The organism is Pseudonocardia xishanensis (assembly GCF_039541715.1).
Taxonomy (GTDB): domain Bacteria; phylum Actinomycetota; class Actinomycetes; order Mycobacteriales; family Pseudonocardiaceae; genus Pseudonocardia; species Pseudonocardia xishanensis.
Genome location: NZ_BAABGT010000019.1, coordinates 1 through 17,502, shown reverse-complemented (window position 1 = coordinate 17,502; position 17,502 = coordinate 1). Strand labels below are relative to the sequence as shown.

Here is a 17,502-nt window from a genome sequence, read left to right as displayed (position 1 = left end):
GTCCGACAGCGTGGCCAGCGGCACGAAGATCAGGCTCGACAGCACCATTCCTGCTGCATAGCCGATGAGGGTGAAGCTGGTGAAGAAGCCGCGGCGCCGATCGGGGGAGTGCTCCAGGGTCAGTGCGCTCGCCCCGGCGGACTCCCCGCCGGCTGAGAATCCCTGCACGAGCCGGAGCAGGACCAACAGGATCGGGGCGGCGATGCCGATCTGTCCGTAGGACGGAAGGCAACCGATGGCGAGGCTTGCGAAGCCCATCGAGCCGAGAGTCAGGATGAGGACCCGCTTGCGGCCGAGCCGGTCGCCGAGGTTGCCGAACACGAGCGCGCCGAAGGGGCGCGCGACGTAGCCGACCCCGAAGGTCGCGAGGGCTGCCACGGCTGCGACGAGCGCATTACCGGACGGGAAGAAGACGCGGTTGAACACCAGCGCCGCCGCGGTGCCGTTGACGAAGAAGTCGTAGTACTCGAGGGTGCTCCCGAGTGCGGATGACCATGCGGCCCGCCATGGGGTCTTGGCCGGTACCGGCGGACTCGGTCGGTCGACCTGCGGTCGGGGCTCGGCGAGGCGATCGCTCGGCGATCCTGGTGACGTCATCGTCGTCTCCTCATGTCTCGGTTGTCGAGGTCCGGCAGTGCGTCAGTGCGTCAGTGCCTCAGTGCGTCGCGGCGATGCCGAGCAACCGCACGAGTTCGGTGATCTTGGAGCGGGCGCGGCCCTCGCTCGTGCCTAGAGCGATTTCCGCGGCGTCGATCCGCTGCCATCCCTCCCAGGTCACCACCGTCGAACCCGGCAGGGAGGGCGCGCCCGGTCGGGTACTCCGCGACGGTGCCTCCGCGAGGTCGGCGACGAGCCGGCGGACGGTCTCGACGGCGCAGGCCTTGTTGGTGCCGATGATGCCGTTGGGCCCCCGCTTGGCCCATCCGGTGACGTAGAGCCCGGGGCCGACCCGGCCGCGGTCGTTCGGGATCGTCCCGCTCCCGGGATCGAAGGGCACGCCGTCGACGGGTTGACCGAGGTAGCCGATCGAACGGATCACCGCCCGGGTGGGCAGCTCGACCGTGCCGACGCCGGCCTTCTCCAGGACGACCTCCTCGACCCTGCCGTCTCCCCGGATCGCGACGGGACGGCTGCCGAACCAGAAGCGCAGACGCCTCCCGCCGTCCGTCGGGGGCCGTTCGGCCCAGCGGCGAAAGACCTCCACCTGCTGGGCGACGACGCGATCGGAGTCGTAGCGGGCGCGTTCTCCGACGTCCAGCGCGAGGTCCACTTCGTCGACGACGATGTCGACCCCGGCCAGCCGTTCGATCTCGAGGAGCTCCGGGACGGAGAACCGGGTGCCGGTGACTCCCTTACGGACCACGATGTGGACCTCCCGCACCGGGTCGGCGTCCAGTGCACCCAGCACGGCTTGCGAGACATCGGTATCGGCGAGCCCGGCGCCGCCCTTGAGGAGGATCCGGGCCACGTCCAGGCTGACGTTGCCGGCACCGATGACCGTCACGACGTCGGATCCGGTGGCGAGCGGTTCGCCGGAGCCGGGATGGCCGTTGTACCAGGAGACGATGTCGCCCGCGGCGTGGTTGCCGACCAGCGACTCGCCCGGGATCCCGAGCCGCCGCGAGTTCGGTGCGCCCGTGGCGAGTAGGACTGCGTCGTAGACGTCCAGCAACCCGGGGACGTCCACGGTCGCCCCCTGCCGGACGTCGCCGACCTCGACGTTGCCGAGGAACCTGACCCGCGGGTCCCCGAGTACCCTGGTCATCGTCTTGGCGACCGACTTGATCCGAGTGTGGTCGGGTGCGACCCCGTAGCGGACGAGGCCGAAGGGAGTCGGGAGGCGGTCGAGGACGTCGACCGAGGCCTCGGGCGTCTTGAGGAGCTCGGCCGCAGCGAAGACACCGGAGGGGCCCGCCCCGACGACGGCTACGGAGATCACGGCTGCTCCACGGTGTCCGGCGCCGCGGGACGGCGCTCCTCGTCGACGGCGTTGCGCCATCGGTCGCGTTTCTCCGGGTCGGCGTGATGGAGGTACTGCGCCATCGCCCCGCCGTCGACGAGGACGTCCGACCCCGTGACGTAGGCAGCGTCGGGCCCGGTCAGGAAGCCGATGACGGACGCGATCTCCTCCGGCGTCGCCCGGCGGCCCACCGCGGTGTCGTCCCCCTTGAGGGGGCTGCGGGCAGCCATCCGGGTCTCCGCGCCCCCCGGGGACACCGAGCAGATCCGGGCTCCGGCCCGACCCCAACGGCGGGCGCGCTGCCGGCACAGGAGCTGCACACCCCGCTTGGAGAGGGCGTAGGAGAGTCGTGGCCGCCCCGCGTAGTCGACGACGGTGCCCAGACGCGGCAGGAAATCGACGGCCAGCGGGTCGACGAGGATCGCGTCGACCTCGGCGGGCAGGGTGCGGTAGGCGGAGATGGACGCGACACACACCGCGACCTCGCCCCCGGTGAGCCGCTTCTCGAACGCATCCAGGAGCGACGCGGTGGCCAGCAGGTTCACCGCCAGCAAGCGATCGCCGTCGTCGGTCATGAACGGAGCCAGACCTGCGCAGTGCGCCAGCACGGACCAGGATCCGAGATCGTACGCAGCCGCCGCGAGCCTCTCGACGTCGACGGCGTCGGCGAGGTCGACCGCCATCTCGTGCACGTCGAACCCGGCCTGTCGGAGACCACGTGCCGCGTCGGCCAGGGCCCCGCCGTCCACGTCGGTCACGAGCAGGCGGCGGGTCGAGGGCCCGAGCCGATGCGCGGCCGCGAGCCCGATGCCACGCGCCGCACCGGTCACCACGGCAACGTCGTGACCGGTCACGACGCCGTCTCCGATCCAGGAAGCCGACCGACCATGCGCACCGGCGCACCATCGCCCGCGGAGATGGGCAGCGGGAGCACCATGAGGTCGAGGCGGGCGGGGAGGTCGGCGGGCAGGCGGGCGTTCTCGACGATCAGGACCTCGCCGCCGAGCAGGACGTGGTGCACGGGGAAGCCGAAGCCCTCGTCGATGCGCAGGGTGCGGGGCTGTTCGGGGGTCAAGAGGTCGACGGCCACGAGGCGGACCCCACGGTCGACGAGCCAGCGCGCCGCCGCCTCGGTGAGGTAGGGGTGCCGGTGGTAGGACGGGTCCGCATAGCGGTCGGAGAACCCGGTACGAAGGAGCACGCGGTCGCCCGCCCGCACGTGGGCGCCTGCCCGGTCGAGGTCGACCGCGTCGACACTCCCGTGCTCGCCGCGAGGGACGTGCACGACGCTCGCCGGGCCACAGAGCCACTCCAGGTCGATCTCGGCCAGCCTGCGGCCACCCTCGATGAAGTGGACCGGCGCGTCCAGATGGGTGCCCGAATGGGTCGCGAAACTGCAGAAGCTGATGTTGGCGATGGCTTCGCCGAGTCGCCAAAGCGGCCGGACCTCGACCTCGGGAAGCGGCCCGCCCAACGGGATTCCGGGTTCCAGGACGTGGGAGAGGTCGACGAGATCCACCGCGGTGCGCGGTGCGACGGGCACGGTCACCCCTGGGCCTCCTCGAACAGGGCGGGGACCGGATGCTCCTCGCGGAGCCAGGCACGGTCGTCGAAGGACTCCCATCTCGGGTCCGCAGCGTCGAAGGTCGCGATCTCCAGCGGGTTCCCGTCCGGGTCGGAGAAGTAGATCCGACCGGCGAGGAACCCGGCCTCGGACACCCACACCTTCGACACAGGCACCCCGTGGGCCGTCAGCCGCTCCTGGAACCAGTGCAGGTCGTCCATCGAGTCCACGTTGAAGGCGAGATGGTCGAGCTTCTGCGGGCGCTGGGAGGGCTCGTCGTCCTCGGGCCAGAGGGAGTTCACCAGCGGGCGCTCGGGCGCTGTCATCTTCTGGCTCTGGTAAAGCGAGAACAGCTCGCCGTTGGCGAGCTGGAAGAAGTACTGGCGTTCGTACTCCTCACGCCAGTCCGGCTGTGTGCGCACCACCTTCATGCCGAGGAGGTCCCGGTAGAAGCGGGTGCTGCGGTCGAGATCGGTGCACAGCATCACCAGGTGGTTGATCCCGGTGATCTTGCCTGCGGCCGGGCCCGTGGAGGCGACGATCCGCTGATGTGCGGCGAGTTCCATGACTATCCTCTCGCTTCGATGGGCTGGAGTCGGTGGAGTCCGAAAGTCCTGATCGCGGTCCCTCCGAGGATGTCCGCCCGCGCGCGGTCGTCGATCCCGTCGATCGCCCCGAGGTAGTCGCGCTGCTCCGCCAGGGTGCCGAAGGCCGCGGTCCGGGTGATGTCGCTGCCCCACATCGTCCGTTCCGGTCCGAACTCCTCGACCATCCGGCGGACGAGCCACCAGACGTCCTCGTACGGGAAGGGCAGCCGGGACAGGGCGGGCAGGCCGGAGAGCTTGACCCGGGCTCCGGCCACGCGGGACAGCGCCGTCAGGGACGCGAGGGCGCCGGAGAGGACCCGCTCGTCGGGGGGCGGCGTCACCGGTGGGGCGGGAAGGCCCAGATGATCGACGACCAGCGTGGCCCCCGAGGCCCGCCCGAGGGGCGCCAACAGGTCGAGGTTCTCGGCGCCGGGGTACACACACACCGCGAGGTCGAGCCGTGCGGCGGCGGCGAGGAACGAGGCGTAGGCGGGGCTGGTCCAGTCGCTCCGGATCTTCGACGTGAGCCGGACGCCGACCGCCCTCGGCTGTTCCGCCCAGCCCTTCAACGCGTTTTCCACGCCTTTCGAAAGAGGGTCGAAACGACCCACGACGGCGAATCGCTCCGGGTGGCGGTCGGCCGCGTCGAGTGCGAAGCGGTTGTCCCATCCGCTCCAGGAGGGCACCACGACGACCGCCGCGTCCACCGCCGCCCGGCGCATCCGCGAGGCCATCTCCTCGGGCTCGCATGACTGGCCGTGAACGGCCCCGAGCGCCGTCTGTGCGGGTTCCACCAGCCAGTCCGTGGCCCGCCAGAGATGGACCTGGGAGTCGACGACGAGGGGTTGGGGATCGCCGAAGCGGACGTGCGTCGAGGAACCAGTACTCGCCATCGAGTGCCACCCAGCCCGCCTCCCGCGCAGGCGGGTACGTCTCCGATCAGACGACAGCAGTTGTACCGACTGGTCTCTACTAATGTCAACCGGGCGACCGGTCGGGAACATCTTTGATCTTGGATGAACCCTCTCTAAAACAATTTTCGGCGCAAGGCTTGACGTCTCGGCCGCGGCCAGTAATGTCTGCTTCCTGCAACTACCGGGCGGTCGGTCGCCTCCGCCTGTAGCCGATCTCGGTGGCAAGGAAGCCCTACGATTGGAGTCTGACGTGACTGTCAGGGAACTCGCCTACCTTCGCGGAAGGGGCGACAGCGCCGACCGGCTCGAGAGCGCGCTGCGCGAAGCGATCGCCGTCCTCGCGGGCTCGGAGGCGTGTGTCGCCGTCGAGGTCGTCCGCGGTGTGGAGGACCCGCTGCTGTTCGTACTGTGCGTCGACTGGACGAGCGTCGAGGACCACATGGACTTCCGCGACTCCCCGGCGATGGCGGAGTACCGGTCCCACGTGGCGGGTCTGCTCGCCGGGCCGCCGGAGTTCGCGCACTACCGCTCCACCGCCGCGTTGGCCGGGTCGGCTGCTCGTGGCTGACGGCGCCGCGCTCGAGGCGGACCTCGAGGTCGTCGGGGACGGCGACCTGCGCTACCGCCTCGTGCCGGACTGGGCCCGACTGCCCTCGGGCTGGACGCTCGGTCACTCGGCGGTCGCGGTGGACCGGCGCGACCGGGTGTACCTGTTCAACCGCTCGGAGCACCCGATGATCGTGCTCGACCCCGACGGATCCTTCGTCGACTCGTGGGGGGAGGGGTTGCTGACCAGCGCCCACCATGCCCACATGGACGAAGAGGAGCACCTCTACCTGCCGGTCCTGCACTCCCACGTCGTCGTCAAGTGCACGACAGGCGGCGAGGTGCTGCAGACCTTCGGCGAGTGGAACCGGCCCGCGAACCCGGACTGGAACGGGGACCACCGGCAGTGGATGCGGACCCCCCCGCCGCGGGCGCACGGTCCCTTCTGTCTCCCGACCGGAGTGGCCGTCGGTCCGGACGGATCGGTGTACGTCAGCGACGGGTACGGGAATGCCCGCATCCACCGCTTCACGCCCGACGGCGAGCTGCTCGCCTCGTGGGGCCGTCCCGGGACCACCGGTCCGGGTGCGTTCTTCACCCCACACGGCATCCGCGTGGACGGCACCGGGCGGGTGCTGGTCGCGGACCGGCAGAACGACCGCGTCCAGATCTTCTCGCCGGAGGGCGAGTACCTCACGGAGTGGACGGGCTTCCGGGAGCCGTGCGACATCGCGATCGTCGACGAGCTCGTCTACGTCGCGGAGGGGGCGGGCGTGCACCGGGCGCCCGGCCTGCTCCAGATCCGCACCCTCGACGGTGACCTGGTGAGTGCCTGGGACCGGAGGGGTGCGGGGCGTGGGGCGCACGACGTCTGTGTGGACTCGACGGGTGCCGTCTACCTCAACGCCCTCGACGGGAACCGGCTCCTCAAGTTCGTGCCGATCTGAGCCCGCCGCGGGCCACCTGACGCATTCGACGAAGAAGGCAGGGAGACAGATGATCGACTTCGGGCTGCGGGACCGCGTGATCCTGGTGACCGGCGCGGGATCCGGCATCGGCCGGGCGGTCGCGCTGCACGCCGCGACCCAGGGCGCCCGCATCGCGGTGGTCGACTTCAGTGAGGCGGACGCCGACGGGGTCGTCACCGAGATCAAGGAGGCGGGCGGCACGGCCGTCGCACTCGTCGCCGACGTCCGCGCCGAGGCCGAGGTCGAGGCCGCGGTGTCCCGGTGCGAGGAGGTGCTCGGCCCGCTCGACGGCGTCGTGGCCTGCGCCGGGATCTCCCGACCCGCTCCCGCGGAGTCCCTGACCCTCGAGGGCTGGAGCCAGGTGATCGACACCAACCTGACCGGCGCCTTCCTCACCGCACGCATCGCCGGGAGCCGGCTGCTGGCCCGCGGCGGGTCGCTGGTCGTCGTGAGCTCGGTCGACGGCCTGGGAGGGCACGCCGGACGCGTGCACTACTCGGCGTCGAAGTTCGGGGTCGCGGGGATCGTCAAGAGCCTCGCCATCGAGTGGGGAAGGCGCGGTGTCCGTGTCAACGCCGTCGCTCCCGGGCCCGTCGACACCCCCCTCCTGCGCGCGATCCACTCCGACGAGGCCCTGGCAGGCGGCATCCTCGTCCGGACACCACTCGGACGCCTGGCCCTGCCGGCCGACCAGGCCAACGCCATCCTGTTCCTGCTCTCCGACGCGGCGGCGTTCGTCACCGGGACGCTGCTCCCGGTCGACGGCGGCCTCACCGCCGGCTGCTTCAACGACGAACCACTCAGCTGAGCCCGTCCGATCCCGAACCGGCGACGCCGCACGACAGAACGGTCCACTTTCTCCATCCTGCACCGGGACGAGTGATGACAGAGAACCCGAACGTGGTCAACGACGACGACGTCCGCATGGAGGACGCGGTCTCCCGCAAGGTCCTCCGGCACTGGATGCCGCTGCTGATCGTCTGCTACATCATCTTCTTCCTCGACCGCATCAACATCTCGGTCGCGGCGCTGACGATGAACAAGGACATCGGCATCACGCCCGCGATCTTCGGCCTGGCCGCGGGCATCTTCTTCTGGACCTACGCCGCCGCCGAGATTCCGAGTAACTACCTTCTGGCCCGGGTCGGCTTCCGCGTCTGGATCCCGCGGATCATGATCACCTGGGGCATCGTCGTGCTGGCGATGTCGGCCGTCCAGGGCGGCACCAGCCTGGTGATCACCCGACTGCTGCTCGGGCTGGCCGAAGCGGGCTTCTCGCCCGCGATGATCTTCTTCGTCTCGCGCTGGCTGCCACGCCGCAAGCGCGGTGTGGCGTTGTCGGTGATGCTGTCCTCCTCCTGCCTGTCGGGCTTGTTCGTCCCCCTGCTGGCACACGTCATGGTCGGGTTCGACGGTCTCGGCGGCCTTGCGGGCTGGCGGTGGGTCTTCCTCGTCACCGGGGTGCCCGCCGTCGCGATGGGCATCGTGTGTGCCGTCGTCCTGCGCGACCGCCCCGACCAGGCGACCTTCCTCGACGAGACGGAACGGACCTGGCTGACCCGCAAGCTCGCCGCCGAGGAGGCCGAGCTGGGCTCGGCGGAGAAGCACTCCTTCCTGGCAGGGCTGAAGGACCTCCGGGTGATCGCCCTCTTCGTGGTCTACCTGCTCTTCATCTTCGGGCTCTTCGGCTACCAGTACTGGCTGCCCCAGATGCTGGCCAGCTACGACCTCACGACCCTGCAGGTCGGCTGGTTCGCCGCACTCCCGCCGCTGCTCGCCATCGGCCCGATGATCTGGTGGGCCCGACACTCCGACCGCACCGGCGAACGCATCCTGCACTTCACCCTCGCGGCAGTCATCGCCGGTGTGGGATTCGCGATCTCGGCCTTCTTCATCGACAACGCCGCACTGGCGATCGTGGGCTTCTGCGTGGCCGGCATCGGCCTGTACATCATCACCGGCATCTTCTGGACGATCCCGATGAACCTGCTCTGGGGAGCGTCGCTCGCCGCGGCGATCGGTCTCATCAACGGCTTGGGCTCCGTGGGCGGGTACCTCGGCCCGCAGCTCGTCGGGATCACCCTGGAGCGCACCGGGAGCTACGGGCTCGGCGTCGCGATCTTCGCGGTGGCCTTGCTCCTGTCCGCCCTGGGCGGCCTGCTGTTCGGCTGGAGCCAGCGGCGGCAGGCGCGAACGGGCGGCCGCAACCCTGCCCACCCGGCGGGCGAGGCCCCCCTCTCCGCTACCGAACCCCACTGACCCGCCACCCGAGAACACGCCACACTGGAGGTCAAACGAATGCGGATCTCTCTCTTCGTCGAGATCACCGTCCCCCGACCGTGGGGACCCGAGACCGAGCGCAACGCCTTCGCCGAGGTGCTCGAGCAGATCGAGTTCGCCGACCGCCAGGGGTTCCACTCGGTGTGGGTCACCGAGCACCACTTCATGGAGGAGTTCGCCCACGCGAGCGCTCCGGAGATCCTGCTGGCCGCGGCCGCGCGCAGCACGACGAACATCCGGCTCGGGCATGGCATCGTCTCCATGCCCCCGGGTGTGAACCACCCCGCCCGGGTCGCCGAGCGGATCTCCACCCTCGACCTGATCTCCAACGGCCGGGTCGAGTTCGGTACGGGGGAGTCGTCGTCCGTCGCCGAGCTCGGTGGCTTCGAGATCGACCCCGGCCGCAAGCGCGACATGTGGCGCGAGGGCGTCAAGGTGGCGACCCGCTGCATGAGCGAGGAGCCCTTCACCGGTTTCAGTGGCGAGTTCGTCACGATGCCGCCCCGCAACGTCGTCCCGAAGCCGTACCAGCGCCCGCACCCGCCCGTCTGGGTTGCCTGCACCCGCCCGGCGACCATGACGATGGCGGCCGAGAACGGTCTGGGCGCTCTGGCCTTCGTCACCAGCGCCGACGTCGAGTCGGTGCGGAAGAACGTCGCCGGCTACTACGACACCTTCCAGAGCTCGGCGGTTCCCCTGGCCCAGACCCTCAACCCGAACGTGCTCTACACGGGCGGCAACATGATGGTCGCGCGGACCTACGAGGAGGCGGTCGACCGGATCGGGCACACCGGAGGCTTCTTCCCGTGGGCCATCGGCTACTACTACGTGACCGGCGACCACCACCCGGGTCGCGACGAGCTCTACCGGATCTACGAGGCCGTCGCGAAGGGCGAGGCGCCGCCGCACGAGCTGCAGCTCGACGCGAACTCGCGCGGCGACCGGGCCGACTGGAAGCGGCTGGCGGGCGAGTCGCTGCAGAAGAACCTGGCGGCCTGGCCCGGCGTGGGGACCCCGGAGTCCGTCCGCGACCGCATTCGCGCCTACGAGGAGGCCGGTCTCGACCAGCTGATGTTCCTCCTCCCGCCCGTCAAGCACGAGTACGTGATGGAGACGATCGAGCACTTCGGGCGCGAGATCATCCCGGAGTTCCACGAGCGGGACGAGGCCCTGCAGCGGGAGAAGGCCGACCGCCTCGAGCCCGCGCTCGACAAGGCGATGGCCCGTCGGGTGGACGACGCACCGCCGTACGATCCGGAGTACTCCTTCGGTGGCGCGCCGGTCGGGTTCGACCGCAAGACCGTCGCCTCCGAGGTCGCCGAGTCGCGGCTGGGGCTGTCCGGAGAGGCGGTCCAGGCTCTGGCGCTCAGCAGGAAGAGTGGGAAGTAGGCCGTGTCGGACACCCTGCACCGCGACTACCCGAAGCTCGGTGCGACGACGTGCCCCTACAACCTCTACTCGTCGCTGCGTGAGGAGGGGAACAGCGTCGGCGCGCTGCCGGACGTCCGGCTGCTCTCGCGCCACGAGGACGTGCAGTTGGCCCTCCGGCACCCGGAGATCTTCGGCAGCGACGAGCCGCCGACCCCGGGTGACAACGCGGACTTCGGCGCGGACGACGGCGTTCCGCTGAACAACATGTTGCAGCGGGACCCTCCGTTGCACACCGCCCAGCGCAGGCTCGTCAGCAAGATGTTCAGCCCCGGTCGGTTGCGTCTGCACGAGCCCATGATCAGAGGTGTCGTCGACGATCTCCTCGACGGGATGGTGGGCAGGGGACGGGCCGAGTTCGTCTCCGAGTTCGCGACGCCCCTGCCCGTGCGCGTCATGTGCTCGATGATGGGTTTCCCGAAGGAGGACTACGACTGGTTCGTCCAGTGGGGGCGGCTCGAGGGCCGTGGCGTGCGGTTCCTCGACGAGGCCCACCGTTCCGAGCAGGCCGCCCGCGCGGGGCGCATGGGCGAGTACCTCGCCGCCGCGATCCGGCGCAGGCTCGTCGAGCCGACCGACGACATCCTGGGCGAGATGGTCGTGCTGCAGCGCGAGCGGGACGGCGAGACGAACCTGCCGTACCTCGTCCGGGAGGCCGGCCTGCTGCTCGCCGGGGGCGTGGTCACCACCGCGCACATGCTGTCTAGCGCCCTGCTCCTGCTGCTGCGGCGCCCAGACCAGCTCGCCCTTGTGCAGGCTGAGCCGAGCCGCATACCGAGACTGCTGGAGGAGTCGCTGCGCCTCGAGTCGCCGGTCCAGTGGCTCCCGCGCCGGTGCCGGGTGGACACGGAGATCGGGGGCCGGGTGATCCCGGCCGGCGCCCAGGTGATCCTGGTCCTCGGGTCGGCGAACCGGGACGAACGGCTCTTCGACGTCCCCGATGAACTCGACCTGGAGCGGGCGAACGTCAAGTCCCACGTGGGGTTCGGCCACGGTGTGCATTTCTGCCTGGGCGCACCGTTGGCGAGGCTGGAGGGGACGATCGCGTTCGAGGAGATCTTCCGCCGGCTGCCGGACCTCCGCCTCACCCCGACGGCAGGGGAGCCGAAGCTGATGAAGAGCATCATGTTCCGCGGCATCGACGAGCTCGACATCTCGTTCGGGGACCCCGATGGGCACTAGCGGAACGGCCGCCGTCCTCCGACACCCGCGCGAGCGCCTCCTGCTCGAGGAGGTCGAGATCGCCGACCCCCGAGAGGACGAGGTGCTGGTCGCGATCGCGGCCAGCGGCGTGTGCGCCTCGGACGTGCACCTGGCCGACGGGACGCTCGAGATCCCGGGGCTCGGCGGCTACCCGCTGCCGATCGTCCCCGGCCACGAGGCTGCCGGCGTGGTCGAGCAGGTGGGCTCGGCCGTCCGCACGGTGCAGCCGGGCGACCACGTGATCATCAACATCTACCCCGGCTGCGGACGGTGCAGGCCGTGCGTGCTCGGGCGGGCCGCCGAGTGCAGCGAAGTACGGCCCGGGGCGCTACCCGGCGGAGGCAGCAGGCTGACCAGCAACGGTGCCACCGTCCACCAGATGTCGAGCTGCTCGTCCTTCGCCGAGCGCACCGTGGTGCCCCAACGCGGCTGCGTGAAGATCCCGCCGGAGATGCCGCTCGACCGGGCCTGCCTGATCGGCTGCGGGGTCGCGACCGGCTTCGCCGCGGTCTTCCACGTCGCCGACGTCCGGCCGGGGGACTCTGTCCTGGTCCTCGGCGTGGGCGGTGTGGGGCTCAACGTCGTCCAGTCGGCTGTGCTGGCGGGCGCGAGGACGGTCGTCGCGGTCGACCTGGGGGCGACCAGGCTGGACAAAGCGAAGGAGTTCGGCGCCACCCATGTCCTGGACGCTTCGAGTGCGACGTGGACCACGGCTGTCCGGGAGATCGTCGCGGGAGGGGTGGACCACGGGTTCGAGGTCGTCTCCACCCCGACTACTGTGCGTCAGGTGTACGACGCCACCCGCGACGGCGGCATGGTCACCGTCGTCGGGCTGGCGCCCCCGGGCAGCACCGTCGCCCTTCCGACCGTGCCCAGCAAGACCTTCACCCGTGGCGGACTCCGCTGGGCTCGGCCCGCGAGCGACTTCCGGGCGCTCGTCGACCTCTACCTCGCAGGACGGTTCAAGCTCGACGAGCTGGTGACGGACGAGCGCCCGATGAGGGAGGTGAACGAGGTGATGGACTCGATGCGTCGAGGTCTGCCAGGGCGTACGATTTTGACCAATGAAGAGGTGCTACTGAATTCCCGTGCACGCGGGGGATGATTCAGTGAATGGTCGCCACGAGGGAGTCCAATGCGAGATCGGGAAAATCATCTGGCGCCGTCCAGGTCGGCTGGTCCGGCCGGGGTAACGGGCGGCGGGATCAGCTCGGCCACGCTCATCAGGTCGGCGGCTGCGCTTTTCCTGGCCCGTGGCTACGCCACGAGCACGACTCGCGACCTCGCCGAGGCGCTCGGAATCCGCAAGGCCTCGCTCTACCACTACATCGACGGGAAGGAGGACCTCCTCTACGCGATCTGCAAGCAGAGTCTCGACGAGCTCAGCGAGCGGATCCGCGAGACGATCGCGGTCACCTCCCCGGAGGACTGCATCAAGGAGGTCATCGCGACCCACCTGCGCACGGTCCTGGCACGGAAGGACATGTACTCCGTGACGCTGATGGAGACACGGTCGCTGACCGGCCGGCGAAAGGCCGAGATCCTGGAGTCCCGGGAGAGCTACCGAAGCCTCGTCGGCGAGGCCGTCCGCCAGGGTCAGGCCACCGGCCAGATCCGGAGCGATGTCGACACCAGATTTCTGACGATGGCCCTTCTCAACCACCTCAACTGGGTGCTCTTCTGGTACACGCCGGAGGACGGCCCTGCCGAGGACCTCGCCGTGATCTACACCCTGCTCTATCTCGAAGGGGCCGCTCGCCCCGTCTGAGTCGTCCCGGTTCGGATTCGCCGCCCGGAGCGACGCAGCCCACTCGACGACCCGCCGTTCACCCGATTCGAATGGCAACGAGAGGACAGCCATGCCCGCCGAGGTGCGCGAATCGTCCGAGGTCGACTCACTCGACCGTGATGTCGCGCGATTGTTGTCGGCCGACCCCGACTTTCTCGGGTCTGCGTTCTCCGTGTGGGAACGTGCCCGGGCGGCTGGATCCTCGTACTGGACCGGCACTCGCCATCTGATTCTCCTCCATGCGGAGGTGAAAGCGTTGCTGAACGACCGGCGGCTCGGCAACAACGGTTTCTACGTCGGGTCCGACGCGGAGCGTGTCCGAGCCGGGCTGACCCCGGAACAGCTCACCCTCTACTGGGAGGTCGCCGAGTTCGAGTCCCGTCAGCTCGGACGCAGCGACGGAGACGTGCACACCCGGCTGCGGGACATCGCGCGGCGTGCGTTCACCCCGCGGCGCATCGCGCTGCTCACCGACGCCGTCTCCCGCTACGCGGACGAGCTGCTCGACTCGCTGGCCGGGTCCGAGGACACCGTGGAGGTGGTGTCGTCCCTGACCCATGTCCTCCCGCTGATGGTGATCGTCGACCTCCTGGGGGTCCCGCAGGCGGACCGTGGACTGATCCGGGACTGGTCCTCCCGACTCGGGCGGTGGCGGGGCGCGAACTCTCCGGAGATCCTGGCGGACACCCACCGGGCCATGACGGAGTTCCGCGACTACGTGCGAGGGCTCATCGCCGCGAAGCGGGACGTGGAGCCCGAGACCGACCTCATCGCCGCGCTCACCGCAGCCGGGGAGGGTGGGCGGCTCGACGCGGAGGAGCTCACCGCGTTCTACGTCATGTTGCTGCTCGCGGGTCACGAGACGACCACCAACCTGCTCGGGATCGGCCTGTTGGAGCTCCATCGCCGACGAGACCAGTGGGAGCTGCTGGTCGAGGACCCGGCACTCGTCCGGACCGGCGTCGAGGAGCTGCTGCGGTTCGTCAGCCCGGTCCAGTTCGTCGGGCGGGTGGCCCTGGAGCCGATCCGGATCGGCGACATCCGGATCGAGGAGGGCGACTCGGTCCTGCCGATCATCGCGAGCGCCAACCACGACGCCGCGGTGTTCGAGGACCCGGAGCGGCTCGATCTGCGCAGACCGAACGCCCGCGAGCACATCGCCTTCGGCTACGGTCCACATTTCTGCCTCGGCAAGCAGCTCGCCCAGCTCGAGGCCGGGATCGTGCTCCGCAAGCTCGCCAGTCGATTCCCGGACCTGGAGGTGGACACGGACCAGGCCAGGTTCGGCGGCAGCCTCGGGCTGCGCGCGCTCGTGTCGCTGCCCGTCCGGTTCGGTCTCGACCACGGTGAGGCGCGGTAGCGCGGCGACCACTGCACACATGGTTCACCAACGCTGAAGGACACCCATGCCCTATTTCATCGCGGGTCCGTGCATCGACGTCATGGACAAGGCCTGCACGGAGGTGTGCCCCGTGGACTGCATCTACGAGGGCGCCCGCAAGCTCTACATCAACCCGGACGAATGCATCGACTGCGGTGCGTGCGAGCCGGCGTGCCCGGTCGAGGCCATCACGTCCACGGACTCGGCCGGCTCGTCCGACGAACGGTTCGCCGCCGACAATGCGCTCTTCTTCAGTGGGCTCCTGCCGGGACGCGACGAACCTATCGGGATGCCCGGCGGCGCGGACGAGATCGGGCCGGTCGGGGTCGACACCGAGTTGGTGCGTGCGGAGGCGGACCGCGAGTCGGTGGAGCCGTGACCGTCCCGTCAGCGGCCGCCCGCCCGGCCGCCGCAGCCGGCCCGGTGGGCGCCCGGTTCACCGACCAGGTCGCCGTCGTCACCGGGGCGGGTTCCGGGATCGGCAGGCAGATCGCGCTCGGTCTCGCCGCGGAGGGGGCGCGCGTGGTCGCCGGGGACGTCGATCCGGTGTCGTTGGACGCGCTGGCGGCCGAGGCGCCGCTGTCCGTCGAGGTGGCCGACATGGCCGACGAGCGAGCGGCCGAACGGCTGGTGGCGACCGCCGTGCGGCTCGGCGGTCGCGTCGACCTCGTCGTCAACAACGCGGGGGTGCTGCGCAGCGGACCGACCGAGAGCTACTCGACGGAGGACTGGCGGCGGACCATCGACGTCAACCTCAACGGCTACTTCTACCTGGCCAGGGCGGCAGGCGCCGTGATGATCGGGCAGCGGGCGGGCGTCATTCTCAACGTCGCCTCGATCGCGGGCGTGGCGGCGTCGCCGAACAGCGCCGCGTACGTGACCTCCAAGCACGGGGTGATCGGGCTGACCAAGTCCCTGGCCGTGGACTGGGCCCGCTACGGCATCCGCGTCAACGCCTTGGCTCCCGGGCTCACCTCCACGCCGTTGGTCGCCGCGATCGCCGAGGAGGCACCCGCGCACTACGCCGCGCGCCAGGCGAGGGTGCCGCTCGGGCGGGCCGGGGAGCCGCGGGAGCAGGCCGGCGTCGCACTCTTCCTGCTGTCCGCGGAGTCGAGCTACACGACCGGGCAGGTCCTCGTCGTCGACGGCGGGGGAGCGGCGCTGTACTCGGGTTACGAGCCCCCGGCAGTGGAAGGCTGACCCGCACCCTTCGGCGGACCGATCGTCCGGCACCCGCCCGGCACGGGGTCTCGAGGAGGAGACGCATGGGCCAGGACACCGACCGCACCGCGCGTACCCGACGCCCGGAGGGCCGCCTACTGCGGGCGGCCGAGCCGGTCCTCGAACGGTTGGCGGCCGAACTCGACGGAACTCGGAGCGGGGTCCTCCTCGCGGACTCCGGCTGTCGGGTGGTCGACGTGCGCTGCGTCGGGCCGGCGCTCGCGGCGGCGGTGGACGACGTGGGGGTCGGCGTCGGGGTGAGTCTTCGAGAGGAGGACGTCGGCGCCAACTCGATCGGCACGGCGTTCGAGCTGCGCCGCGGGGTCGTGGTGCGGGGCGCCCAGCACGCGGCTGACGGCTTCGCGGCCTTCAGCTGCTACGGCCACCCGATCCTGCACCCGGTGACCGGACGGATCGAGGGGACGGTCACCGTGACGAGCTCCTGCGGCGACGACGAGAACCCGCTCTACCCTTCGCTGGCCAGACAGGCCGTCCGGGACGTCGAACAGCGCCTGCTCGAGGACTCTCCCGGTGCGCAGCAACGCCTGCTCACCGCCTTCCGGGCGGCCAAGCGACGTTACGGTGGCGCTGTGGTGGCACTGGGTGAGGACGTCGTGCTCGCGACCCAGGCGGCCCTCGACCTGCTGGGACCCGGTGACTACGCGATGCTCCGCGACCGGGGCGGCTCCGAGGCAACGGTCACGTTGTCCTCGGGCCTGGAGGTCCTCACCCGCAGGCCCCCCACGACCGGTGACGGGCTCGTCCTCGTTCTCAGCGAGTCCGTCACCGCCCCGCCCGCCGCCGTCCGCGTCCCACGCTGGCCGCTACTGGTGGTCGGGGAGCCCGGCACCGGACGCACCACCACGGCCCGCGACGGGCTCGGCCCCGAGCGGGTCGAGCTCGACGCGGTCGACGTGGTGCGTCTCGGCGAGCAGCGGTGGGCCCGCCGCGTCGCCGCAGTCCTGCGCGGGCCCGGTCCGGGTGTGCTGGTGGAGAACGTGCACCTGCTCTCCGAGCTCGCGGCGCACGACCTCGCTCGCCACCTGGGGGCCACGATCCGCCGGGTCGTGCTCACCGCTGCCCCGGAACCACGGCTGAGCTCCGAGCACCTGCCACTGCTGTCGGCCTGCGCCGAACGACGGGACCTCACCCCGCTCCGCAGGCGCCGCCACGAGGTGGCGTCGCTCGCCGAGCGCATGCTCCGCGGCAGCGACAGCCCGACGAGCGCCCGGTTCGCGCCGAGCACGCTGCGGCTCCTCGCCGAGCAACCCTGGCCGGGCAACCTCAGCGAGCTGCGCCGGACGGTCGAGGCCGCCGCCGCCGCGCGGTCGTGCGGCGACATCATCCCCGCCGACATTCCAGGTCCGCTGCACTCGGGCGATGCGCCGAGCGGGCCACGGGAGCAGGCCGAACGCGACGTGATAGTAGAGACCATCGCCGCCGTCGACGGCAGTAAGGTGCGCGCCGCCAAGGTGCTCGGGATCAGCAGGTCCACGCTCTACAACCGGTTGCGGGCCTTGCGGATCGAGCCGTGAGCCGAGGCCGGCCCCTCAGTGCTCGTGCACGATCACCCCGCGGATCAGCTTCCCGTTGAGCAGGTCGTCGTAGCCCTGGTTGATCTCGTCGAGGGCGTAGGTCCTGGTGACGAGCGGATCGAGCTG

The 17,502-nt window shown here is 70.4% G+C and carries 18 protein-coding genes; 12 read left to right on the top strand and 6 right to left on the bottom strand.

Annotated features, from left to right (window positions below; translation table 11 throughout):
* The 6 genes from ABD993_RS06320 to ABD993_RS06295 form a co-directional block, all read right to left on the bottom strand.
* Window positions 1–597 (bottom strand): MFS transporter (locus ABD993_RS06320; RefSeq protein ID WP_345413648.1); only part of this gene is annotated, 597 nt, incomplete at its 3' end.
* Between the two features lie 58 nt (window positions 598–655).
* Window positions 656–1,939: an FAD-dependent oxidoreductase gene (locus ABD993_RS06315; RefSeq protein ID WP_345413646.1), complete on the bottom strand. Its 1,284-nt coding sequence runs from the start codon at window positions 1,937–1,939 to the stop codon at window positions 656–658.
* Window positions 1,936–2,814, bottom strand: coding sequence for an SDR family oxidoreductase (locus tag ABD993_RS06310; protein WP_345413645.1), 879 nt, complete (start codon window positions 2,812–2,814; stop codon window positions 1,936–1,938). Before ABD993_RS06310 ends, ABD993_RS06315 begins: the two co-directional genes overlap by 4 nt.
* A complete protein-coding gene (locus tag ABD993_RS06305; protein ID WP_345413643.1) occupies window positions 2,811–3,509 on the bottom strand; it encodes a cyclase family protein in 699 nt (232 codons plus the stop codon). Before ABD993_RS06305 ends, ABD993_RS06310 begins: the two co-directional genes overlap by 4 nt.
* The gene (locus ABD993_RS06300) at window positions 3,506–4,090 is read right to left on the bottom strand and encodes a VOC family protein (RefSeq protein WP_345413642.1); all 585 of its coding nucleotides are present in this window, start codon (window positions 4,088–4,090) and stop codon (window positions 3,506–3,508) included. Before ABD993_RS06300 ends, ABD993_RS06305 begins: the two co-directional genes overlap by 4 nt.
* Before the next feature lie 2 nt (window positions 4,091–4,092).
* Window positions 4,093–5,004: an amidohydrolase family protein gene (locus tag ABD993_RS06295; protein WP_345413641.1), complete on the bottom strand. Its 912-nt coding sequence runs from the start codon at window positions 5,002–5,004 to the stop codon at window positions 4,093–4,095.
* Between the two features lie 271 nt (window positions 5,005–5,275).
* Between ABD993_RS06295 and ABD993_RS06290 the strand changes: the two genes are divergently transcribed.
* The 12 genes from ABD993_RS06290 to ABD993_RS06235 all read left to right on the top strand — a co-directional run bounded on the left by ABD993_RS06290 (window position 5,276) and on the right by ABD993_RS06235 (window position 17,376).
* A complete protein-coding gene (locus ABD993_RS06290) occupies window positions 5,276–5,593 on the top strand; it encodes an antibiotic biosynthesis monooxygenase family protein (RefSeq protein WP_345413640.1) in 318 nt (105 codons plus the stop codon).
* On the top strand, window positions 5,586–6,518 hold the full coding sequence (locus tag ABD993_RS06285; protein WP_345413638.1) for an NHL repeat-containing protein: 933 nt from the start codon (window positions 5,586–5,588) through the stop codon (window positions 6,516–6,518). The genes ABD993_RS06290 and ABD993_RS06285 overlap by 8 nt, the downstream gene beginning before the upstream one ends.
* A gap of 49 nt (window positions 6,519–6,567) precedes the next feature.
* Window positions 6,568–7,347, top strand: coding sequence for an SDR family NAD(P)-dependent oxidoreductase (locus ABD993_RS06280; RefSeq protein ID WP_345413636.1), 780 nt, complete (start codon window positions 6,568–6,570; stop codon window positions 7,345–7,347).
* Between the two features lie 74 nt (window positions 7,348–7,421).
* Entirely contained in the window at window positions 7,422–8,798 is a 1,377-nt protein-coding gene (locus ABD993_RS06275; RefSeq protein WP_345413634.1) for an MFS transporter, read from the top strand.
* A 39-nt stretch (window positions 8,799–8,837) separates the two neighbouring features.
* A complete protein-coding gene (locus tag ABD993_RS06270) occupies window positions 8,838–10,208 on the top strand; it encodes an LLM class flavin-dependent oxidoreductase (RefSeq protein WP_345413633.1) in 1,371 nt (456 codons plus the stop codon).
* 3 nt (window positions 10,209–10,211) lie between these two features.
* Window positions 10,212–11,429, top strand: coding sequence for a cytochrome P450 (locus ABD993_RS06265; RefSeq protein WP_345413631.1), 1,218 nt, complete (start codon window positions 10,212–10,214; stop codon window positions 11,427–11,429).
* Entirely contained in the window at window positions 11,419–12,555 is a 1,137-nt protein-coding gene (locus tag ABD993_RS06260) for an alcohol dehydrogenase catalytic domain-containing protein (RefSeq protein WP_345413630.1), read from the top strand. Before ABD993_RS06265 ends, ABD993_RS06260 begins: the two co-directional genes overlap by 11 nt.
* A 30-nt stretch (window positions 12,556–12,585) precedes the next feature.
* Complete coding sequence (locus tag ABD993_RS06255) at window positions 12,586–13,218, top strand: TetR/AcrR family transcriptional regulator (RefSeq protein ID WP_345413628.1); 633 nt, start codon at window positions 12,586–12,588, stop codon at window positions 13,216–13,218.
* A gap of 277 nt (window positions 13,219–13,495) precedes the next feature.
* Window positions 13,496–14,599 carry a cytochrome P450 gene (locus ABD993_RS06250; RefSeq protein ID WP_345413627.1) on the top strand — a complete coding sequence of 368 codons (1,104 nt, stop codon included), beginning with the start codon at window positions 13,496–13,498 and terminating at the stop codon, window positions 14,597–14,599.
* Between the two features lie 46 nt (window positions 14,600–14,645).
* Entirely contained in the window at window positions 14,646–14,999 is a 354-nt protein-coding gene (fdxA, locus tag ABD993_RS06245) for a ferredoxin (protein WP_345413626.1), read from the top strand.
* On the top strand, window positions 14,996–15,820 hold the full coding sequence (locus ABD993_RS06240; protein ID WP_345413624.1) for an SDR family NAD(P)-dependent oxidoreductase: 825 nt from the start codon (window positions 14,996–14,998) through the stop codon (window positions 15,818–15,820). Before fdxA ends, ABD993_RS06240 begins: the two co-directional genes overlap by 4 nt.
* Window positions 15,821–15,885: 65 nt before the next feature.
* On the top strand, window positions 15,886–17,376 hold the full coding sequence (locus ABD993_RS06235) for a helix-turn-helix domain-containing protein (RefSeq protein WP_345413623.1): 1,491 nt from the start codon (window positions 15,886–15,888) through the stop codon (window positions 17,374–17,376).
* Window positions 17,377–17,502: the final 126 nt, after the last annotated feature.